The sequence below is a fragment of the Streptomyces melanosporofaciens genome, from assembly GCF_900105695.1.
Lineage (GTDB): Bacteria > Actinomycetota > Actinomycetes > Streptomycetales > Streptomycetaceae > Streptomyces > Streptomyces antimycoticus.
The window spans coordinates 1,960,105-1,984,898 of the sequence record NZ_FNST01000002.1; the positions used below are offsets into that span (position 1 = coordinate 1,960,105).

Genomic DNA, 24,794 nt, shown 5'->3' on the forward strand with positions numbered 1-24,794 from the left:
GTCAGGACCTTCCGAATTCATTGTTGATGATGTCGAAGATGTCTTCGGCGGAGGCGGCGTCGAGGGCGAGTTCATCGTCCTCGCCGCCGTCGGCGCCCGCCGCGCTCTCGGTCTCGTTCCATGTCCGCAGCAGCGCTTCGAGTCGGGCCGTGACCCGTTCGCGTTCCGTCGCGTCGTCGGAGACGTGGGAAAGGGTGAATTCCAGCTTGTCGATTTCGGCGAGGGCCGGGAGTTCGGGTGTGGTGTCCTCGCCGAGCAGGTCGGCGCGCAGCACATCGGCGAGCGCGCCGGGCGTCGGGTGGTCGAAGACCAGGGTGGCGGTGAGCTGGAGCCCGGTGGCCGCGTTCAGCCGGTTGCGGAGTTCGACGGCGGTGAGGGAGTCGAAGCCCAGCTCCTTGAAGGCCCGGCCCGCCTGGACGGCCGTGGTGTCGTCGTGTCCGAGGACGGCGGCGACCTCCGTACGGACCAGGTCGAGCAGGACCTTGTCGGCCTCGGACCCGGTGAGCCCGGCCAGCCGCTGCCGCAGGGACTCCGCCGATGCCTCGGCCTTGCCGCCGTCCGCGCCCTCCGCCGGGTCCGGTGCCAGGGCGGCGCGGACCTCGGGCAGATCGGCGATGAGCGGGCGGGGGCGGGCCGCCGTGAAGGTGGGGGCGAAGCGGTCCCAGTCGACATCGGCCACCGTCACGGCGGTCTCGTTCCGGTCCAGCGCCTGCTGGAGGGCGGCGATGGCGGAGTGCGGGGCCATCACCGGCAGGCCGCGGCGGCGCAGGTGCTCGGCCGCCTCGTCGTCGGTGACCAGTCCGCCGTCCGCCCACGGGCCCCAGGCCACGGAGGTGGCGGTGAGACCGCGGGCCCGGCGCTGTTCGGCGAGTGCGTCGAGGAAGGCGTTTCCGGCCGCGTAGGCACCCTGGCCGCCACTGCCCCACACCGCGGCGATCGAGGAGAACAGCACGAAGGCGTCCAGCTCGGTGTCGCCGAGCAGGGCGTCCAGATGGGCCGCGCCCGCGACCTTGGCGGCCACCACATCGGCGACCTCGGCCGGGGTGGTCTGCGCGAGCGGTGCGAACTGCCCGGCGCCCGCCGCGTGTACGACGGCGGTGAGCGGGTGGACCGGGTGTTCGTCGCGAATCCGGGCCAGCAGCCCGGCGACCGCCTCCCGGTCGCTGACGTCGCAGGCGGCGACGGTCACCTCGGCGCCCTTCGCGATCAGTTCGGCCGCGAGTACGTCGGCGCCGGGGGCGTCGGGGCCCCGGCGGCTGGTGAGCACCAGATGCTCGGCGCCGTTCTCCGCCAGCCAGCGGGCCACATGGGCGCCCAGCGCGCCAGTGCCGCCGGTGACCAGGACCGTGCCACGCGGCCGCCAGGGCGCGCCGGTGGCCGGGGTGGACTCGGCGTGGGCGAGGCGGCGGGCCAGGATTCCGGCCGTACGGATCGCGAGCTGGTCCTCGTGGTGGTCGCCGTGTCCGCCGAGCACACCGGCCAGACGGTCGGCGGCCCGTTCGTCGAGCGTCGCGGGCAGGTCGATCAGACCGCCCCAGCGCTCCGGGTGCTCCAGTGCGACCACCCGGCCCAGGCCCCAGAGCTGCGCCTGTGCGGCGCTGCCGACCGGTTCCGAGGCGGCGGTGGAGACGGCGCCGGTGGTGGCGCACCACAGCGGGGCGTCCAGGCCCGCGTCCCCGAGCGCCTGCACCAGCACTCCGGTGCGCAGCAGCCCGGTGGCCACGGCGGGGTGGTCGGGGTGCGGGCGCTCGTCCAGCGCGAGCAGGGACAGCACCCCGTGCACGGGCTCGTCGGCCGCCGCCTTGCGGATCCGGTCGGCCAGCGCGTCCCGGTCGAGGTCACCGCCGTCGGCCGGGGTGATGTTGACGCGCCGGATGTCGGCGCCCCGGTCGGCCAGCGCGGCCACGACGCGCCGCACGGTCTCGGCGTGGCCCGCGGCCCCGGCCGGTTCGGCGACCAGCCAGACCCCGGGGGCGGCGGCGAGCCGCGGCTCCTCCAGCGGCTTCCAGGTGACGCGGTAGCGCCAGCCGTCGAGCGCGGACTGCTCGCGTTCGCGCCGCCGCCACGCGGACAGCGCCGGGAGCAGCGCGCTGAGCGGCTGGTCCACGTCGATGCCCACGGTGTCCGACAGCGAGGCGAGGTCGTCGCTCTCGACGGCCTCCCAGAACCGGGCGCCGGCCGTGTCGACGTCGACGGCCGTGGCCGCCGCGCCGGACGTGTGGCGCGGGGTGCCGTCGAGCCAGTAGCGCCGTCGCTGGAAGGCGTAGGTGGGCAGTTCGACGCGGTGGGCGCCGGTCCCGGCGAACAGCGCCTCCCAGTCCACGGCCGCGCCCCGCACATGCAGCGTGGCGAGGGCGCCGGTCAGCGTCTCCGTCTCGGGGCGCCCGGCGCGCAGCACGGGCACGAAGGCCACCTCTTCGGCGCCGTCGCCTCCGGCGGTGACGCACTCCTGCGCCATGGCGGACAGCACCCCGTCCGGGCCGAGTTCGACGTAGGTGGTGACGCCCTGGGCCTCCAAGGTGCGGACACCGTCGAGGAAGCGGACGGCGTGGCGGACATGGCGCACCCAGTAGTCCGCGGCCATGCCCAGCTCGTCGGCGACCGGCTGCCCGGTGACCGTGGAGACGATCGGGATGCGCGGCGCGCGGTACGTCAGCCCCTCGGCGACCTTGCGGAAGTCGGCGAGCATGCCGTCCATCAGCGGGGAGTGGAACGCGTGGCTCACGTTGAGCCGCTTGGTCTTGCGCCCCCGCTCCTCGAACGACGCCGCGATCTCCAGCGCCGCGTCCTCGTCGCCCGCGATGACCACCGAGGTAGGCCCGTTGAGCGCGGCGATGCCGACGCGCTCGGTCAGCAGCGGTTCGACCTCGTCCTCCGCCGCCTGCAGCGCGATCATCGCGCCACGGGCGGGCAGTTGCTGCATCAGCCGGCCGCGCGCGGCCACCAGCGTGGCGGCGTCCTCCAGCGACAGCACCCCGGCCACCTGCGCCGCGGCCAGTTCCCCGATGGAGTGCCCGGCCAGGACGTCCGGCCGCAGCCCGGCGGCCTCGGCCAGCCGGAACAGCGCCACCTCGATCGCGAACAGCGCGGGCTGGGTGAAACCGGTCCGGTCCAGCGCCTCCTTGTCGTCCCCGAACAGCACGTCGTACAGCGGTCGTTCGAGGTGCCGGTCCAGCTCGGCGCAGACCGCGTCCAGCGCCTCCGCGAAGACCGGGCTGGCCTCGTACAGCTCACGGCCCATGCCGAGCCGCTGGCTGCCCTGTCCGGTGAAGAGCACGGCCGTGCGGCCTTCGGCGGGCAGGCCCCGGATCAGCTGCGCGGCGGACTCGCCGCGCGCCAGGGCGGTGAGACCCGCGAGCAGCCGGTCCCGATCCGGGCCGAGGACCACCGCGCGGTGCTCCAGGGCGGACCTGGTGGTGGCCAGGGAGTACGCCACATCCACCGCGCCGAGCCCGGTGTCGGCTTCGACGTGGGCGCGCAGCCGCTCGGCCTGGGCCCGCAGCGCGTCCTCGCCCTTGGCCGACAGCGGCCAGGCCACCGCATCGGGCCGTACGAGGGGGCGCCGCGGTGTGCTCTCGACCGGCTCGTCGTGGACCGGGGCCTGCTCCAGAACCGTATGGGCGTTGGTGCCGCTGAAGCCGAACGAGGAGACGCCCGCGCGGCGCGGACGGCCGGTCTCCGGCCACTCCACCTGCTCGGTGAGCAGCGACACCGCGCCCGCCGACCAGTCCACATGCGGCGACGGATCGTCCACGTGCAGGGTGCGCGGCAGCACACCGTGGCGCATGGCCAGCACCATCTTGATGATGCCCGCGACACCGGCGGCGGCCTGGGTGTGGCCGATGTTGGACTTGATGGCGCCCAGCCACAGCGGCCGGTCCGCGTCCCGCTCCTGGCCGTAGGTGGCCAGCAGCGCCTGCGCCTCGATCGGGTCGCCGAGCCGGGTGCCGGTGCCATGGGCCTCGACCGCGTCCACCTCGGCGGGGGACAGGCCCGCACCGGCCAGCGCCTGGCGGATGACGCGCTGCTGGGCGGGGCCGTTGGGCGCGGTCAGACCGTTGGACGCGCCGTCCTGGTTGATGGCGCTTCCGCGCACGATGGCCAGCACCGGGTGGCCGTTCTTGCGCGCGTCCGACAGCCGCTCCACGAGCAGCATGCCGACGCCCTCGCCCCAGCCGGTGCCGTCCGCACCGGCCGCGAACGCCTTGCAGCGGCCGTCCGGAGCCAGCCCGCGCTGGCGGCTGAACTCGATGTACGCACCGGGGCTGGACATGACCGTCACACCGCCCGCGAGCGCGAGCGAGCACTCGCCCTGGCGCAGCGCCTGGATCGCCCAGTGCAGCGCCACCAGCGACGACGAGCACGCCGTGTCGACGGTGACCGCCGGGCCCTCAAGACCGAAGGTGTACGCGAGCCGTCCGGAGACCACGCTGGCCGCGTTGCCCGTGCCCAGGTAGCCCTCGACCTCCTCGGGGACGGTGTGCAGCGAGGCGTCGTAGTCCTGTCCGTTGGAGCCGACGAAGACACCGGCGGAGGTGCCGCGCAGCGTCGCCGGGTCGATGCCCGCGCGCTCGAACGCCTCCCACGAGGTCTCCAGCAGCAGCCGCTGCTGCGGGTCCATGGCCAGGGCCTCACGGGGCGAGATCCCGAAGAACGGGGCGTCGAAGTGGCCCGCGTCGTAGAGGAAACCGCCCTCGCGTGCGTAGAAGGTGCCCCGCCGGTCGGGGTCCGGGTCGTAGAGCGCGTCCAGGTCCCAGCCGCGGTCGGCCGGGAACTCGGCGATCGCGTCCCCGCCCGCGGTGAGCAGCTGCCACAGCTCCTCGGGGGTGCGGACCCCGCCCGGGAAGCGGCAGCTCATCGCCACGATCGCGATCGGGTCGTCATCGGCCGCCGCCGTCACGGCCGCAGGCTGCAACGCCCCGGCGGCGGTGGTGTCCGTCCCGATGAGCTCGCCGCGCAGATAGTCCGCGAGGGCGGCGGCCGTTGGGTAGTCGAAGACCAGGGTCGCGGGGAGCTGGACACCGCTGGCGGCACCGAGCCGGTTGCGCAGCTCGACGGCGGTCAACGAGTCGAAGCCCAGCTCACCGAAGGCCCGGTCGGCGGCGATGGACTCCGAGCCGTCGTGTCCGAGCACCGCGGCCACCTGCGTACGGACCAGGTCCAGCAGCAGCCGGTCCCGCTCCGCCTCGCCCAGCCCGGCCAGCCGGGCGGCGAGCGAGGAGCCGTCGGCCGCGGTCTCGGTGGCGGTGTCCTCCACCGCGCGGGTCTCCGGGAGCTCCGTGAGCAGGCGGCTGGGCCGGGCGGCGGTGAAGTCCGGTGCGAACCGGTCCCAGTCGATGTCCGCGACGGTGACCACGGTGTCATCGAGGTCGAGCGCCCGCTGGAGCGCGCCGATCGCCAACTCGCCGTCCATCGGCGGCAGTCCGCCCCGGCGCAGACGCTGCTCCAGCGCCCCGCCCGTGGCCATACCGCCCTCGGCCCACGGGCCCCAGGCGATCGAGGTGGCGGGCAGACCCTGGGCGCGCCGCCGCTCGGCCAGCGCGTCCAGATAGGCGTTGGCGGCGGCGTAGTTGCCCTGGCCCGCGGCGCCGAACGTGCCACTGATCGAGGAGAACAGCACGAAGGCCGACAGCTCCCGGTCGCGCGTCAGCTCGTCGAGATGGGCCGCGGCGGCCGCCTTGGCACGCAGGACGGAGGTGAAGCGCTCGGGGGTGAGCGAGTCCAGTACGCCGTCGTCCAGCACCCCCGCCGTGTGCACCACGGCGGTCAGCGGCAGCTCGGCGGGAAGATCGGCGAGGAGCCGCGCGAGCGCGTCCCGGTCGGCCACATCGCATGCGGCGACGGTCACCCGGGCGCCGGAGGCGGCGAGTTCGTCGCGCAGCTCTACGGCGCCGGGGGCGTCCAGGCCACGGCGGCTGGTGAGCACCACGTGCTCGGCTCCGCCCGCGACCAGCCAGCGGGCCACCTGCCCGCCCAGCGCGCCCGTACCGCCGGTGACCAGGGTCGTACCCGCGCCCGGCGTCCATGTGTCGCCCGAGGAGACGGTGGCGCGTACGAGCCGGCGTCCGAACACGCCCGACGCCCGCACCGCGACCTGGTCCTCGCCACCGACACCGGCCAGCACCTCGGCCAGCCGCCCCAGCGCACGCTCATCGGCGCTCTCCGGGAGGTCGACCAGACCGCCCCAGCGCTCGGGCAGCTCCAGCGCCGCCACCCGGCCCAGACCCCACAGTCGCGCCCCCTCCGGGCTGACCGCACCGTCCGAGCGGCCCACGGCCACCGCGCCCCGTGTGGCCACCCACAGCGGCGCGCCGATACCCGCGTCGCCCAGGGCCTGCGTGAGCGCGGCCGTCCGCAGCAGCGCGTCGCCGTCGGCGGAAGCCGGACCGTCCGCGGAAGCCGGACCGTCCGCGAGGGCCGGACAGTCCGCGAGGCCCAGCAGGGACAGCACGCCACCGGTTACCGGCTCGTCGCCGATGACTCCGGCCAGCCGTTCGACCACCGCGGCGCGGTCGTCGTCGGCGGCGGTCAGCTCGATGCGGCGTACGTCGGCACCGCGCTCGTTCAGCATCCGTACGGCACCCGCGACCCAGGCGTCCTTGGCCGCCTCGGCCGGTACCACCACGAGCCAACGGCCGCTCGGGGACGCGGCGGAGCGGTCGGTGACCGGCTTCCACGCCACCCGGTAGCGCCAGCCGTCCACCGTCGAACGCTCCGACTGCTGCCGCCGCCACGACGACAGCGAGGGCAGCAGGGCCTCCAGCGCGCCGTTGTCCTCGGTGCCGAGGTTCAGGGTCTCGGCGAGCGAGGCCAGGTCCGCGCGCTCGACGGCCTCCCAGAAGCGGGCGTCGACCGCGTCCTGAGCGGTGGCGTCGGGGGTGGCGGCGGAGGTCCGCACGTCCAGCCAGTAGCGCCGTCGCTGGAAGGCGTACGTCGGCAACTCCACGCGCCGCGCACCGGTTCCGGCGTAGAACGCCTCCCAGTCCAGGGCCACGCCCCGCACCTGCAGCGCCGCGAGGGCGGAGGTGACGGTCTCGGCCTCGGAACGGCCACCGCGCAGGGTGGCGACGAAGGCCGCCGCCGCGTCGCCCTCGGCGAGGCAGTCCTGGCCCATGGCGGACAGGACGCCGTCGGGGCCGAGTTCGAGGTAGGTGGTGACGCCCTGGGCTTCGAGGGTGCGGACGCCGTCGAAGAAGCGGACGGCCTCGCGCACGTGGCGCACCCAGAAGTCGGGGCTGGTGATCTCCTCGGTGGAGACGACGTTCCCGGTCAGGTTGGAGACGATCGGGATCCGCGGGGCCTCGTAGGTCAGCCCCTCCGCGACCTCGCGGAACGCGTCCAGCATCCCGTCCATACGCGGCGAGTGGAAGGCGTGGCTGACGGTGAGCCGCTTGGTCTTGCGGCCCTGTGCCTCGAAGGTCGCCGCGATCGAGACAGCCGCGTCCTCATCACCCGCGATGACCACGGAGGTCGGCCCGTTGAGCGCGGCGATCGAGACACGCTCGGTGAGCAGCGGCGTGACCTCGTCCTCCGACGCCTGCACCGCGACCATCGCACCACCGGCAGGCAGCTCCTGCATCAGACGGCCCCGCGCCGCCACCAGCTTCGCCGCGTCCGCGAGCGAGAGCACACCCGCCACATGCGCGGCCGCCAGCTCACCGATCGAATGCCCGGAGAGGAAGTCGGGCCGCAGCCCCCACGTCTCAACGAGACGGAACAGCGCCACCTCGACCGCGAACAGCGCGGGCTGAGTGAAACCGGTCCGGTCCAGAGTCGTGGTGTCGTCCCCGAACAGCACATCCCGCAGCGGTCGTTCCAGATGCGCGTCCAGGTGAGCACACACCTCGTCCAGCGCCTGCGCGAACACCGGATAGGCGTCGTACAGCTCACGCCCCATCCCCAGCCGCTGGCTGCCCTGCCCCGTGAACAGGAAGGCCAGCTTCCCGGCCACCGGCGAGCCCTGCACCAGGCCCGTGGCCGGTTCGCCGGAGGCCAGCGCCTCCAGGGCGCGCAGGAAACCCTCGCGGCCGTCGGCCACCAGCACCGCGCGGTCCTCGAAGGTGGTGCGCCCGGCGGCCAGGGTGTAGCCGATGGCGGCCAGGTCCACGTCCTCGCCAACGGAGTCGGCGGAACGCAGCCGGTCGCGCAGGTGGCGGGCCTGGTCGCGCAGCGCGTCCCGGCCCACGGCCGACAGCGGCCACGGCAGCACCGGCGGTACGGCGGCGGGCCGCGCCGCGCCGTCCTCGTGGTCCTCGGCGGCCGGCGGCTGCTCGATGATGGTGTGCGCGTTGGTGCCGCTGATGCCGAACGACGAGACACCGGCGCGGCGCGGACGGCCGGTCTCCGGCCACTCCCTCCGCTCGGTGAGCAGCGAGACCGCGCCGTCATCCCAGTCGACGTTGGTCGAGGGCGCGTCCACGTGGAGCGTCTGCGGCAACACACCGTGCCGCATCGCCAGCACCATCTTGATGATGCCCGCGACACCGGCCGCCGCCTGCGTATGACCGATGTTGGACTTGATGGAGCCCAGCCACAACGGCCGCTCCACGTCCCGCTCCTGCCCATACGTGGCGAGCAGCGCCTGCGCCTCGATCGGGTCACCCAGCGTCGTCCCCGTACCGTGCGCCTCGACCACGTCCACATCGCCCGCCGACAGCCCGGCGGCGGCCAGCGCCTGCCGGATGACGCGCTGCTGGGACGGGCCGTTGGGCGCCGTCAGACCGTTCGACGCACCGTCCTGGTTGATCGCGGAGCCCCGCACCACCGCAAGCACCGGGTGGCCGTTACGCCGCGCGTCCGAGAGCCGCTCCACGAGCAGCATGCCCGCGCCCTCGCCCCAGCCCGTGCCGTCCGCCGACGCCGCGAAGGACTTGCACCGGCCGTCCGTGGCCAGGCCGCGCTGACGGCTGAAGTCGATGAACGTCTCGGGGGTGGCCATGACCGCCACACCACCGGCCAGCGCCATGGTGCACTCGCCCGCGCGCAGCGCCTGGATCGCCCAGTGCAGCGCCACCAGCGACGACGAACACGCCGTGTCGACCGTGACCGCCGGGCCCTCAAGACCGAAGGTGTAGGCCACCCGGCCCGATGCGATGGAGCCCGCGTTGCCGGTGCCGATGTAGCCCTCGACACCGTCGGGGATGCCGTCGAGCCCGGTCACGTAGTCGTGGTACATGACGCCCGCGAACACACCGGTCTTGCTGCCCCGCACGGTCGCCGGGTCGATGCCCGCGCGCTCGAACGCCTCCCACGACGTCTCCAGCAGCAACCGCTGCTGCGGATCCATCGCGAGCGCCTCACGCGGCGAGATCCCGAAGAAGTCCGGGTCGAAGTCGGCCGCGTCGTGCAGGAAGCCGCCCTCGCGCGTGTAGGAGGTGCCCGCGTGGTCGGGGTCCGGGTGGTACAGACCGTCGAGGTCCCAGCCACGGTCCACGGGGAAGCCGGAGATGCCGTCGCCACCGGTGGCGACGAGCTCCCACAGCTCCTCCGGGGTGCGCACCCCGCCGGGGTAGCGGCAGCTCATGCCGACGATGACGATCGGATCGTCGTCGACCGCCGGAGCCGCGCCCGTCCGTACGGGGACGAGTGGCGCCGTGGTCTCCTCGGCGCCCAGCAGCTCTTCGCGCAGATGACCGGCCAGGGCGGCGGGGGTCGGGTAGTCGAAGACGAGCGTGGCCGGGAGCCGCAGCCCGGTGACGGTCTTGAGGTCGTTGCGGAGTTCGACGGCGGTGAGCGAGTCGAAGCCCAACTCCTTGAACGCCCGCCCGGCCTCGACCGCCTCCGGGCCCGCGTAACCGAGCACCGCGGCGACCCGTCCGCACACCAACTCCAGCAGCTCACGGTCCTGTTCGGGCCGGGCGAGCCCGGCCAGCCGCTGGGCGAGCGAGGAGCCGTCGGCGGTGGCGGCCGCGGTGGTGGCCCGCCGGGCCGGGGCCCGCACCAGGCCGCGGAACAGCGCCGGGACGGTGCCGGTCGCCGTGGCCTCGGTGCGCAGACCCGCGTAGTCGAGCCGCATCGGGAACAGCACGGCGCCGCCGTCGGCGCGGGCCGCGTCGAAGAGCGCGAGCCCCTCGTCGGCGGCGATCGGGGCGACCCCGCCACGCGCGATGCGCCGCAGGTCGACCTCGTCGAGACCGCTGCCCATGCCCGCACCGCCCCACAGGCCCCAGGCCAGCGCGGTGGCCGGGAGCCCCTGGGCCACGCGGTGCTGGGCGAGCGCCTCCAGGAAGGAGTTGGCGGCGGCGTAGCTCGCCTGTCCCGGCGCGCCGAACACGGCGGCGGCACCGGAGAACAGTACGAACGCGGACAGCTCGTGGCCGCGGGTCAGCTCGTGCAGGTTGAGCGCCGCGTCCACCTTGGGACGCAGCACCCGGGCCACCCGCTCGGGCGTCAGCGAGCCGAGGATGCCGTCGTCCAGGACGCCCGCCGTGTGCACCACGGCGGTCAGCGGATGCTCGGCCGGGATGGCGGCCAGGGTCGCGGTGAGCGCGTCGCGGTCGGCCACATCGCAGGCCGCCCAGGTCACGGTGGCACCGGCCGCCGTGAGGTCGGCGGCCAGCTCCTGGGCGCCGTCGGCGTCGGCGCCACGGCGGCTGACCAGCAGGAGTCGCCGTACGCCGTGGGCGGAGACGAGGTGGCGGGCGAAGAGGCCGCCGAGGGTTCCGGTGGCGCCGGTGATCAGTACGGTGCCGTTGGGGTCGTACGACGGGGCGGTGGCGGTATCCGCGTGGGTGTCAGCGGTGTTCTCGGTGACCGGCACCCGGGCCAGCCGGGGCGCGAACGCCACGCCCGCGCGCAGCGCCAGCTCCGCCTCGTCCACGCCGAGCGCGGCGGGCACCGTACGGTACGAGCCGTCCTCGCCGTCCACGTCCAGCAGCACCAGACGGCCGGGGTTCTCCGACTGCGCGGAGCGGAACAGACCGCGCACGGCGGCATACGGCAGATCCGCCACGCCCGCCCCCGGCTCGGTTTCCACCGCGCCCCGGGTCAACAGCACCAGACGCGAGGCGGTGAACCGCTCATCGGCCAGCCACTCCTGGAGCAGGGCGAGGGTGGTCTGCGTGGCCTCGTACACGGCCGCCGCGTCGGCGCCCTCACCGACATCAGCACCCGCCAGCAGGACGGTGTCGGGCGCGGGCGCCCCGGCGTCCACGGCCGCCCGCAGCACCGACAGATCGCGGTACCCGGCGAGTCGGATCCCGGGCCCGAACGCGCCCTCCAGTGCGGCCAGTTGACTGGCGTCGGCGTCGAGCACCGCCCAGTCGCCCGTGGCCGCGCCGGTCGCGGGCGCCGGAACCGCCGTCCAGTCCAGCCGGAACAGCGACTCGTGCAGCCCGCCGCGCGCCGCGCGGACCTGATCGGCGGAGGCGGCCCGCAGCGCCACGGACTCGACCGTGGCCACCGGACGGCCCGTACCGTCGGCCACCAGCAGCGAGACCGCGTTCGACGACCGCTCGGACAGCCGCACCCGGAGCGCACCGGCCCCGGCCGCGTGCAGTTGCACGCCGTTCCACGCGAACGGCAGCAGCACGCCCTCGGCCAGTGCCGCCTCGCGGTCGGCGCTGTCGAGGCCGATGACGTGCAGCGCGGCATCCAGCAGGGCCGGGTGCAGCCCGAACCGCCCGGCCTCGGCGCCCGACGTCAGCGGCGCGTCCTCGGGGAAGCCCACCTCGGCGTAGAGGTTCTCGCCGAGCCGCCAGGCGCCCTTGAGCCCCTGGAACACCGGCCCGTAGCCGAGCCCCGCCCCGGCCAGCTCCTCGTACAGCCCCTCGACCGCAATCGGCGTCGCACCCTGCGGCGGCCATACGGCCAGCTCATCGGCCTCGCCGGACTCGGCGATCCGGGCACCGGGTGCGAGCACACCGGTGGCGTGGCGCGTCCACGGCTCGGTCCCGAGCGCGTCCTGCCGACGCGAATGCAGGCTGAAGGAACGGCGGCCGGACTCATCCGGCCCGTCCACCACGAGCTGCACCCGCACCCCGGTGTGCTCGGGCAGCACGAGCGGGGCTTCCAGGGTCAGTTCGTCCAGCCGCTCGCAGCCGACCTGGGCGCCTGCGGCGCCGGCCAGCTCGACGAAGGCCGTACCGGGCAGCAGCACGGTGCCCATGACCGCGTGGTCGGCCAGCCAGGGATGCGTACGAGTGGAGAGCACCCCCGTGAGCAGGAGCCCATCGGCGTCGGCGAGCGCGACTGCGGCGCCGAGGAGCGGATGGTCGATGTCGCCCAGCCCGATCGACTCGGGGTCGCCCGCCGCGAGGGCGGCGGCGCTGGGCCAGTAGCGCCGGCGCTGGAAGGCGTAAGTGGGGAGCTCGGCCGGGTCCACGGCGGCGGCGCCCGCACCGGCGAAGACGGCCGTCCAGTCCGGCGTCACCCCACGGACATGCGCCCGCGCGACGGCCGAGAGCAGCGCCTCGGCCTCCGGGCGGTCCTTGCGCAGCACGGCGGCGAACGCGGTGTCCTCGCCGGTCACGCACTCCTGCGCCATCGCGGAGAGCACGCCGTCGGGGCCGAGTTCGACGAAGGTCGTCACACCCTGGGCTTCCAAGGTGCGGACGCCATCGAGGAAGCGGACGGCCTCGCGGACGTGGCGCACCCAGAAGTCGGCCGTCGTGATCTCTTCGGCGGAGACGATGGCGCCGGTGAGGTTGGAGACGATCGGGATCCGCGGGGCCTCGTACGACAGGCCCTCGGCGACCTCGCGGAACACCTCCAGCATCCCGTCCATACGGGGCGAGTGGAACGCGTGGCTGACGGTGAGGCGCTTGGTCTTGCGGCCCTGTGCCTCGAAGCCGGCGGCAATCGCGACAGCCTCGTCCTCGTCGCCCGCGATGACCACGGAGGTCGGCCCGTTGAGCGCGGCGATCGAGACGCGCTCGGTGAGCAGCGGTGTGACCTCGTCCTCGGGCGCCTGGACGGCGACCATCGCACCACCGGCAGGCAGCTCCTGCATCAAACGGCCACGCGCCGCCACCAGCTTCGCCGCGTCCGCGAGCGAGAGCACACCCGCCACATGCGCGGCCGCCAGCTCACCGATCGAATGCCCCGAGAGGAAGTCGGGCCGCAGCCCCCACGCCTCCACCAGCCGGAACAACGCCACCTCGACCGCGAACAACGCAGGCTGAGTGAACCCCGTCTGATCCAACGCCTCGGCGTCATCCCCGAACAGCACATCCCGCAGCGGCCGCTCCAGATACAGATCCAGATGCGCACACACCTCATCCAACGCATCCGCGAACACCGGATAGGCGTCATACAACTCACGGCCCATCCCCAGCCGCTGACTGCCCTGCCCCGTGAACAGGAACGCCACCTTGCCCTCGGCAACCGCCCCCTCGACCACACCCGAGGCAGACTCGCCCTGGGCCAGGGCGTCGAGCGACCGCAGCAGCTCGTCCCGGTCGCCGACGGTCAGCACCGCACGCCGCTCCAGGGCGGCGCGGCCGACGGCCAGGGCGTGGGCGACGTCGAGCGGCGCCGACTCCGGCCGCGCCGCGAGGTGGGTGTGCAGCCGCGCGGCCTGCTCCCGCAGCGCCTCGGCGTTCTTGGCGGACAGGACGAACGGCACGCGGCCATCGAGACCGTTCCGCTCGGGCATCTCGGCCGGGGCGGCCGGAAGAGCCGGGACCTGCTCCGGGGCCTGCTCGATGATGGTGTGCGCGTTGGTGCCGCTGATGCCGAACGAGGAGATACCCGCACGGCGCGGACGACCGACCTCCGGCCACTCCACCTGCTCGGTCAGCAGCGAAACCGCACCCGCCGACCAGTCCACATGCGGCGACGGCGCATCCACGTGCAGCGTCTGCGGCAACACACCGTGCCGCATCGCCAGCACCATCTTGATGATGCCCGCGACACCGGCCGCCGCCTGCGTATGACCGATGTTGGACTTGATGGAGCCCAGCCACAACGGCCGCTCCACGTCCCGCTGCTGCCCGTAGGTGGCGAGCAGCGCCTGCGCCTCGATCGGGTCACCCAGCGTCGTACCCGTACCGTGCGCCTCGACCACGTCCACATCGCCCGCCGACAGCCCGGCGCTGGTCAGCGCCTGCCGGATGACCCGCTGCTGGGACGGGCCATTGGGCGCCGTCAGACCGTTCGACGCACCGTCCTGGTTGATGGCGGAGCCCCGCACCACCGCCAAAACCGGGTGGCCGTTACGCCGCGCGTCCGACAGCCGCTCCACGAGCAGCATGCCCGCGCCCTCGCCCCAGCCGGTGCCATCGGCCCCGGCCGCGAACGCCTTGATCCGGCCGTCGGCGGCCAGACCGCGCTGACGGCTGAAGTCGATGAAGTTCTCGGGGGTGGACATCACCGTGACGCCGCCCGCGAGCGCCATCGTGCACTCGCCCTGCCGCAGCGCCTGCACCGCCAGATGCAGCGCCACCAGCGACGACGAGCAGGCCGTGTCGACCGTGACGGCCGGGCCCTCCAGACCGAAGGTGTACGCCACCCGGCCGGACACCACGCTCGCCGCGTTGCCCGTGCCCAGATGGCCCTCCAGGCCCTCGGGCGCCTGCATCAGCAGCGACAGATAGTCCTGGCCGTTGGTCCCGGCGAAGACACCGATCTGCTGACCGCGCAGCGCACCCGGGTCGATGCCCGCGCGCTCGAACGCCTCCCACGACGTCTCCAGCAGCAACCGCTGCTGCGGGTCCATGGCCAGGGCTTCACGCGGCGAAATGCCGAAGAACGAGGCGTCGAAGTCGGCGACGTCGTAGAGGAAACCGCCCTCGCGTGCGTACGACGTCCCCTGACGGTCCGGGTCCGGGTCGTACAGCCCCGCCAGATCCCAGCCACGATCGGAGGGGAAGTCCGCGATGGCGTCGCCACCGGCCGTCAGCAGCTCCCACAGTTCCTCGGGCGAGCGTACCCCACCCGGGAAACGGCAGCTCATCGCCACGATCGCGATCGGGTCGTCGGCCACCGCGACCGTCGGCGCGGCCACGCCACCGGTCACCGCGGCGTCCGCGCCCAGCAGCTCCGTGCGGAGGTGGTCGGCGAGGGCGGTGGCGTTCGGGTAGTCGTAGATGAGCGTGGCGGGCAGTCGAAGGGCGGTGGCCGCGTTCAGCCGGTTGCGGAGTTCGACGGCGGTGAGCGAGTCGAAGCCCAGCTCCTTGAAGGCGCGTCCGGCCTCGACCGCCTCGGCACCGCCGTGCCCCAGCACCGACGCGACCTGCGTCCGCACCAGCTCCAGCAGCGTCTGTGCCCGCTCGCTGTCCGTCAGGCCGGACAGCCGCTCCGCCAGGGTGCCGGTCCCGGCGGTGGCGGCCACGCGCGGCGCGCCCTCGGCGGCCGGCGCCGGACGTGCGGCCCGCACCTCGCCGAACAGCGCACTCGGCCGTACGGCGGTGAACTCGGCCAGGAACCGGTCCCAGTCGATGTCCGCGACCGTCACGGCGGTGTCATCGAGGTCCAGCGCCTGCCGCAGCGCGGTGAGCGCCGACTCGGGCGCCATGGGTGGCACTCCGTCACGGCGCATCCGCCGCTCCAGCGCCTCGTCGGCGGCCATGCCGCCCTCGGCCCACGGGCCCCAGGCGATCGAGGTGGCGGGCAAGCCCTGGGCACGCCGCAGCTCGGCCAGCGCGTCCAAGTAGGCGTTCGCCGCAGCGTAGTTGCCCTGTCCGGCGGCGCCCACCGATCCGGCGAACGAGGAGAAGAGGACGAACGCCGTAAGGTCCAGGTCGCGCGTCAGCTCATGGAGGTTCTGCGCGGAGGTGGCCTTGGCGCGCACCACGCGCTCCAGGCGCTCGGCGTCCAGCGTGTCCACAAGGCCGTCGTCCAGCACACCGGCCGCGTGCACGACGGCGGTCAGCGGGAACTCGGCCGGTATGGACGCCAGCAGCTCCGCGAGCGCGTCCCGGTCCGCCACATCGCAGGCGGCAACGGTGACCTGAGCGCCCGAAGCAGCCAGCTCGTTCCGCAGCTCCACCGCACCCGGGGCATCGAGCCCCCGGCGGCTGGTGAGCACCAGGTGCTCGGCGCCGTTCGCCACCAGCCAGCGGGCCAGCTGCGCACCCAGCGCACCCGTGCCGCCGGTCACCAGCACCGAACCCGAGGGCCGCCAGCCCTCGTCGTCCGACGTCCGGGTGCCGGAAGCCTCCGTCAGCCGGCGCCCGAAGACGCCCGAGCCACGCACCGCGACCTGATCCTCGCCACCGGCCCCGGCCAGCACACCCGCCAGCCGCCCGAGCGCACGCTCGTCGGCCGTCTCGGGAAGGTCGATCAGACCGCCCCACCGCTCCGGCAGCTCCAACGCCGCCACCCGGCCAAGCCCCCACACCAGGGCCTGGTGCGGGCTCACCACACCGTCCGAACGCCCCACCGACACCGCACCCCGCGTCGCCACCCACAGCGGCGCGCCCACACCCGCATCACCCAACGCCTGCACCAACGCAGCCGTCCGCACCAATCCCGACTCATCGTCGACCGCCGCCGGCAGGGAGAACACCCCCGCCACCGAACCGCCCCCGACCGCCGTACGCAGCTCATCCGCCATCCCGGCCCGGTCCGCCGCCGCCGACTCGACCACGCGCACATCCACACCACGCCCGGCCAGCATCCGCACCACACCCGTGGCCCACACGCCCCCCGCCTCACCGGCAGGCACCACGACCACCCAGCAGCCACCCAGCACCCCGGCCGCCGACCGCTCCGTCACCGGCTTCCACGCCACCCGGTAACGCCAGCCATCCACCGTCGAACGCACCGACTCCTGCCGCCGCCACGACGACAAAGCAGGCAGCACATCACCCAGCGACACCCCCGGATCCACCGCCAGCTCCGCCGCCAGCGCGGCCACATCCCCGCGCTCCACCACATCCCAGAACCGCCCGTCGACGGCACTGCCCGACGCGGCAGCCTCCGCCGTCGGGGCCTCCTCCCACCAGTACCGCGTGCGCTGGAAGGCGTACGTCGGCAGCTCGACCCGCCGGGCCCCGGTGCCCGCGAAGTAGCCACCCCAGTCCAGGGACTGGCCCCGGACGTGCAGCAGGGCGAGGGCGGCGGTCACCGACTCGGCCTCCGCGCGCCCCTTCCGCAGCGCGGGGGCGAACGCGGCCTTGTCGCCGGTCACACACTCCTGCGCCATCGCGGAGAGGACACCGTCGGGGCCGAGCTCGACGAACGTCGTCACACCCTCCGCTTCCAGCGTCCGCACACCATCGAGGAAGCGGACGGCCTCGCGGACATGACGCACCCAGAAGTCGGCGCTGGTGATCTCCTCGGCGGAGACGACGGAACCGGTGAGGTTGGAGACGATCGGGATCCGCGGGGCCTCGTACGACAGGCCCTCGGCGACCTCGCGGAACGCCTCCAGCATCCCGTCCATACGCGGCGAGTGGAACGCATGGCTGACCGTCAGCCGCTTCGTCTTCCGACCCTGCGCCTCGAACGACGCGGCAATCTCCAGCGCCGCGTCCTCGTCACCCGCGATCACGACCGATGTCGGCCCGTTGAGCGCGGCGATCGAGACACGCTCGCCGAGCAGCGGTGTGACCTCGTCCTCCGACGCCTCGACGGCGATCATCGCGCCACCGGCAGGCAGCTCCTGCATCAAACGGCCACGAGCCGCCACCAATTGCGCCGCGTCCGCGAGCGAGAGCACACCCGCCACATGCGCGGCGGCCAGCTCACCGATCGAATGCCCGGAGAGGAAGTCCGGCGTCAGACCCCACGCCTCGACCAACCGGAACAACGCCACCTCAACCGCGAACAGCGCGGGCTGAGTGAACCCCGTCTGATCCAGCGCCTCGGCGTCCTCCCCGAACAACACATCCCGCAGCGGCCGCTCCAAATACAGATCCAGATGCGCACACACCTCATCCAACGCATCCGCGAACACCGGATAGGCGTCATACAACTCACGGCCCATCCCCAGCCGCTGACTGCCCTGCCCCGTGAACAGGAACGCCACCTTGCCCTCGGCAACCGCCCCCTCGACCACACCCGAGGCAGACTCACCCCGAGCCACGGCGTCCAGGCCCGCGAGGAAGGTCTCGCGGTCGGTGGTGATGAGCGCCGCGCGCTGTTCCAGCGCGGTGCGGCTGGTGGCGAGCGAGAAGGCGAGGTCGGTCGGGCTCAGTTCGGGGTGGGTGCGGAGATGGGTGGCGAGCTGTGCGGCCTGGGCGTGCAGCGCCTGACCGTCCTTCGCCGACAGCAGCCACGGCAGCACGGGCAGTTCACGCGGCGCCGGCTCCACGACCGCAGCCGGAAGGGCCGGGACCGGGGCCTGCTCGATGATGGTGTGCGCGTTGGTGCCGCTGAGCCCGAAGGACGACACGCCCGCGCGGCGCGGGCGGTCGGTCTCCGGCCACTCCACCTGCTCGGTCAGCAGCGAAACCGCACCCGCCGACCAGTCCACATGCGGCGACGGCGCGTCCACGTGCAGCGTCTGCGGCAACACACCGTGCCGCATCGCCAGCACCATCTTGATGATGCCCGCGACACCGGCCGCCGCCTGCGTGTGACCGATGTTGGACTTGATGGAGCCGAGCCACAACGGCCGCTCCACGTCCCGCTGCTGCCCGTACGTGGCCAGCAGCGCCTGCGCCTCGATCGGATCGCCCAGCGTCGTACCCGTACCGTGCGCCTCGACCACGTCCACATCGCCCGCCGACAGCCCCGCACCGGCGAGCGCCTGCCGGATGACACGCTGCTGCGACGGACCGTTCGGCGCCGTCAGACCGTTCGACGCACCGTCCTGGTTGATCGCGCTGCCTCGCACGATCGCCAGCACCGGGTGGCCGTTCTTCTCCGCGTCCGACAGCCGCTCCACCAGCAGCATGCCGACGCCCTCGCCCCAGCCGGTGCCGTCCGCACCCGCCGCGAACGCCTTGATCCGGCCGTCCTCCGCCAGCCCACGCTGACGGCTGAAGTCCACGAACGCCTCCGGCGTGGACATCACCGTGACGCCACCGGCGAGCGCCATCGTGCACTCGCCGCCGCGCAGCGCCTGAACCGCCATGTGCAGGGCCACCAGCGACGACGAACACGCCGTGTCCACCGTCACCGCCGGGCCCTCAAGACCGAAGGTGTACGCCACCCGGCCGGACACCACGCTCGCCGCGTTGCCCGTGCCCAGATGACCCTCCAGGCCCTCGGGCGGGGTGGAGACGAGGGCGGCGTAGTCCTGTCCGTTGGTGCCCGCGAAGACACCGGTACGGCTGCCGCGCAACGTGGCCGGGTCGATGCCCGCGCGCTCGAACGCCTCCCACGACGTCTCCAGCAGCAACCGCTGCTGCGGGTCCATGGCCAGGGCTTCACGCGGCGAAATGCCGAAGAACGAGGCGTCGAAGTCCCCGGCGTCGTAGAGGAAACCACCCTCACGCGCGTACGAGGTCCCCTGACGCTCCGGGTCCGGGTCGTACAGCCCCGCCAGGTCCCAGCCACGATCGGACGGGAACTCCGCGATCGCGTCCCCACCCGCCGTCAGCAGCTCCCACAGTTCCTCGGGCGAGCGCACCCCACCCGGGAAACGGCAGCTCATCGCCACGATCGCGATCGGATCGTCGGCCACCGCGACCGCCGGCGCGGCCACATCGCCACCCGCAGCGGCGTCAGCGCCCACCAGCTCCGTCCGCAGATGGTCCGCGAGGGCTCCGGCGTTCGGGTAGTCGTAGATGAGCGTGGCGGCCAGCCGCAGGCCGGTCGCCGCGTTCAGCCGGTTGCGCAGCTCGATCGCGGCCAGCGAGTCGAAGCCCAGCTCCTTGAAGGCACGTCCGGCCTCGACCGCCTCGGCCCCACCGTGGCCCAGCACCGACGCGACCCGCGTCCGCACCAACTCCAGCAGCGCACGGTCCTGTTCGGCCTTCGGAAGGCCCCGCAGGCGCTCGCCGAGCGGGGTGGCGGAGTCGGCGTCGGTGACGACCTGCCCGGTGTCGGCGCCGGTCGCGGCGCGCGGCCCGGTCTCCGCCGCCGCCAGCTCGGCGATCAGCGGGCTCGGCCGTACGGCGGTGAGGGTGCGGGTGAAGTTCTCCCAGTCGATGTCCGCGACCGTCACGGTGGTGTCATCGAGGTCCAGCGCCTGCCGCAGCGCGGCGACGGCGGATTCGGGCGCCATCGGCGGCATGCCCTCGCGGCGCATCCGCCGCTCCATGGCGTCGTCACCGGCCATGCCGGAGTCGGCCCACGGGCCCCAGGCGATCGAGGTGGCGGGCAAGCCCTCGGCGCGCCGCAGCTCGGCCAGCGCGTCCAAGTAGGCGTTCGCCGCAGCGTAGTTGCCCTGTCCGGCGGCGCCCACCGACCCGGTGATCGAGGAGAAGAGCACAAACGCCGAAAGGTCCAGGTCGCGCGTCAGCTCGTCCAGATGGCGGGCGGCGTCGGCCTTCGCCCGGAGCACCGAGGCGAACCGCTCGGGCGTGAGCGAGTCCAGTACGCCGTCGTCGAGCACACCGGCCGCATGGACGACGGCGGTCAGCGGAAGCTCCTCGGGCAGCCCGGCCAGCAGCTCCGCGAGCGCGTCCCGGTCCGCCACATCACACGCGGCAACGGTCACCCGAGCGCCCGAAGCCGCCAGCTCATCCCGCAGCTCCACCGCACCCGGAGCCTCCAGCCCCCGGCGGCTGGTGAGCACCACATGCTCGGCACCGTTCGCCACCAGCCAGCGGGCGAGCTTCGCACCCAGCGCGCCCGTACCGCCCGTGACCAGCACCGACCCGGCACCCGGTGTCCACGAACCCTCGGAGGCCGACCCCGCCGCCGCCCGTACCAGCCGGCGCCCGAAGACACCCGAGCCACGCACCGCGACCTGGTCCTCGCCACCGGACCCGGCCAGCACACCCGCCAGCCGCCCCAGCACCCGCTCATCCACCGACTCCGGCAGATCGACCAGACCACCCCAGCGCTCCGGCAGCTCCAACGCCGCCACCCGGCCAAGCCCCCACACCAGCGCCTGGCCCGGACGCACCACACCATCCGAACGCCCCACCGACACCGCACCCCGCGTCGCCACCCACAACGGCGCCGCACCCACACCCGCACCACCCAACGCCTGCACCAGCGCAGCCGTCCGCAGCAGACCCGCCTCACCCGCACCCTCGCCCACCGCCAGAAGCGACACCACACCCGTCACCGAGGCGTCGCCCACCGCCACACGCAGCTCATCCGCCATCCCGGCCCGGTCCGCCGCCGCCGACTCGACCACGCGCACATCCACACCACGCCCGGCCAGCATCCGCACCACACCCGTGGCCCACACGCCCCCCGCCTCACCGGCAGGCACCACGACCACCCAGCAGCCACCCAGCACCCCAGCCGAAGACCGCTCCGTCACCGGCTTCCACGCCACCCGGTAACGCCAGCCATCCACCGTCGAACGCACCGACTCCTGCCGCCGCCACGACGACAAAGCAGGCAGCACATCACCCAGCGACACCCCCGGATCCACCGCCAGCTCCGCCGCCAGCGCGGCCACATCCCCGCGCTCCACCACATCCCAGAACCGTCCATCGACGGCACTGCCCGACGCGGCGGCCTCCGCCGATCCGGCCAGGGCCGGGGCCGGGGCGTTGAGCCAGTAGCGCTGGCGCTGGAAGGCGTAGGTGGGCAGGTCGATCGCGCGGGCGCCGGTGGTGGCGTACGGGGCGGCCCAGTCGGCCTTCTTGCCCCGGACGTACGCCAGCGCCACGGCCGCGGTCAGAGTTTCGGCCTCGGGGCGCCCGCCGCGCAGCGTGGCGGCGTAGGCGGTGCCGTCGGCGTCGGGCAGACAGTCCTGGGCCATGGCGGTGAGCACGGCGTCGGGGCCGAGCTCCAGGAAGGTGGTGGCGCCCTTGTCGGCCAGCGTCCGCACACCGTCCAGGAAGCGGACGGCCTCGCGGACATGGCGCACCCAGTACTCGGGCGAGCACAGCTCCTCGGCGGTGGCGACGCGCCCGGTGACGGTGGAGACCACGGGAATGCGCGGCGGTGCGTAGTCCAGCACCTGGGCGACGCGCCGGAATTCGGCGAGCATGCCGTCCATCAGCGGGGAGTGGAAGGCGTGACTGACGGTGAGCCGCTTGGTCTTGCGGCCCCGCTCCTCGAAGGACGCCGCGATCTCCAGCGCCGCCTCCTCCTCGCCCGAGACGACGACGGACTGGGGGCCGTTGACGGCGGCGATGCCGATCCGGTCCTCGCGTCCGGCGAGCAGCGGCAGCACCTCGTCCTCCGATGCCTGCACCGCGACCATCGCGCCACCGGCCGGAAGCTCCTGCATCAGTCGGCCGCGCGCGGCCACCAGCGCGGCGGCGTCCTCCAGGGACAGCACACCCGCCACATGGGCGGCGGCGAGTTCGCCGATGGAGTGTCCGGCGAGCAGTTCGGGGCGCAGTCCCCAGGACTCGACGAGGCGGTAGAGCGCGACCTCGACGGCGAACAGGGCGGGCTGGGTGTAGTCGGTGCGGTCCAGGAGGGCGGCCTCGGGGCTGCCCTCCTCGGCGAAGAGCACGTCGAGCAGCGGGTGTTCGAGCTGTTCCTCGAGGTACCAGCAGGCGTCGTCGAGGGCTTCGGCGAAGACGGGGTAGGCGTCGTAGAGCTCGCGGCCCATGTCGAGGCGCTGGCTGCCCTGTCCGGTGAAGAGCAGGGCGAGCTTTCCGGCGACGGGGGCGCCGCGGACGACGGCCGGCCCGTCGCCGTCCTCGGCGAGGGTGCGCAGGGCGGAGAGGAAGCCGTCGCGGTCACCGGCGAGGAGCACGGCGCGCTGTTCGAAGGTGGCGCGGGTGGTGGCCAGGGAGTGGCCGATGTCGGTGAGGGCGAGCCCGGGGTCGGCCTCCAGCAGCGCGTGCAGCCGCTCGGCCTGGCCGCGGAGGGCGTCGGTGGTCTTCGCGGACAGGGTCCAGGGCAGGACGGCGGGTTCCGCGGAGCCCTCGCCATCGGGGTCCTCGGCCTCGCTTCGCTCCTCGCCGTCGGCCGGGGGCTGCTCGATGATGGCGTGGGCGTTGGTGCCGCTCATGCCGAACGAGGAGACGGCCGCGCGGCGCGGGCGGTCGTTCTCCGGCCATGCCCGCGCCTCGGTCAACAACTCGATGTCACCGGCGGTCCAGTCGACGTGCGGGGTCGGCTCGTCGATGTGCAGGGTGCGCGGCAGGACGCCGTGGCGCATCGCCATGACCATCTTGATGATGCCGCCGACACCGGCCGCGGACTGGGTGTGGCCGATGTTGGACTTGAGCGAGCCCAGCCACAGCGGCCGGTCCGCCGGGCGCTCCTGGCCGTAGGTGGCGAGCAGCGCCTGGGCCTCGATGGGGTCGCCCAGCGTCGTACCGGTGCCGTGGGCCTCCACGACGTCCACCTCACCGGACGACAGTCCGGCGTTGGCGAGGGCCTGGCGGATGACGCGCTGCTGGGCGGGGCCGCTGGGGGCGGTGAGGCCGTTGCTGGCGCCGTCCTGGTTGATGGCGGTGCCGCGGACGACGGCGAGGACCCGGTGGCCGTTCTTCTGGGCGTCCGAGAGCCGTTCGACGAGCAGCATGCCGACACCCTCGCCCCAGGCGGTGCCGTCGGCGGCGGCGGCGAACGGCTTGCAGCGTCCGTCGGCGGCGAGGCCGCGCTGGCGGCTGAAGGCGATGAACGAGCCGGGGTTGGCCATGACGGCCGCGCCACCGGCGAGCGCCATGGTGCACTCGCCCGCGCGCAGCGCCTGGACGGCCAGGTGAAGCGCGACCAGGGAGGAGGAGCACGCGGTGTCGACGGTGACGGTGGGGCCTTCGAAGCCGAAGGTGTAGGCGATGCGGCCGGAGGCGACGCTGGCGGCGTTGCCGGTGACCAGATAGCCCTCGAAGCCCTGCTCGGCCTCGTGCAGCCGGGGGCCGTAATCCTGGGTCTCGGCGCCGACGAACACACCGGCCCGGCCGCCCCGGAGGGTCGCGGGGTCGATACCGGCGCGTTCGAAGACCTCCCAGGAGGTCTCCATCAGCAGCCGCTGCTGCGGGTCCATCGCGAGGGCCTCGCGCGGCGAAATGCCGAAGAACGCCGGATCGAACTCATCGGCGTCGTGCAGGAATCCGCCTTCGCGGGTATAGCTGCTGCCTGCCTTGTCCGGGTCGGGGTCGTAAAGCCCGGCGAGATCCCAGCCCCGGGTCACCGGGAATTCGGAGATGACGTCTTTTCCGCCCGCGACGATTTCCCACAGTTCTTCGGGAGAGCCGACCGAACCGGGGAATCGGCAGCTCATTCCGACAATGGCGATGGGCTCGTCGGCGGCGATCGGGCCCGTGGTGGCGTCGGCCGAGGACGCGTCGGGGCCGTCGTTCTCCCCCAGTAGTTCGGCGCGCACATGGCGGGCGAGGTCGGCGGGGGTGGGGTGGTCGAAGGCGAGGGTGACGGGCAGCCGCAGTCCGGTGGCGGCGGTCAGCCGGGCGTGCAGATCAACGGTGGCGAGGGAGTCGAAGCCCAGGTCGAGGAAGGGGCGCTCGGGGTCGAGGACATCCGGCGCCTTGTCCTTGAGGGCCTGCTCGACGATCTCGCCGACCCAGGCGGTGAGGGCCTCGGCGCGCTCGGCCTCGGGAATCCCGGCGAGCCGGTCCCGCCACGGGGACGTTCCCTGGGGGCTCGTGCCCCCCATTTCGGTGTGCTCGGGCGTGAAATCCACGGACTCACTCACCATCGCGCGCCCCATTACCCTCGCAGACATAACACCAAGACCGTACGTCAGCTTTACACAGGGCAGGGTGGCTAGAAACCCCTTCAAACCCCCTATGGACCCCTATCATCCCTTTGGGGTCCCGTATCCGAGGGGCATCGCGCAATGGCCACGCTTAATTCACCAGAGTGCATGAGAATTCCGGTGGCGACAAGGATCTCGAGCAAATAATGCGCCCAGT

1 protein-coding gene is annotated in these 24,794 nt (G+C 73.6%); it reads right to left on the reverse strand.

The genetic code is table 11. The annotated features are described in order from the left end of the window. Position 1: 1 nt before the first annotated feature. Positions 2-24,577, reverse strand: a complete 24,576-nt coding sequence (locus tag BLV72_RS10960; protein WP_208905605.1) for a type I polyketide synthase — start codon at positions 24,575-24,577, stop codon at positions 2-4. Positions 24,578-24,794 lie beyond the last annotated feature (217 nt).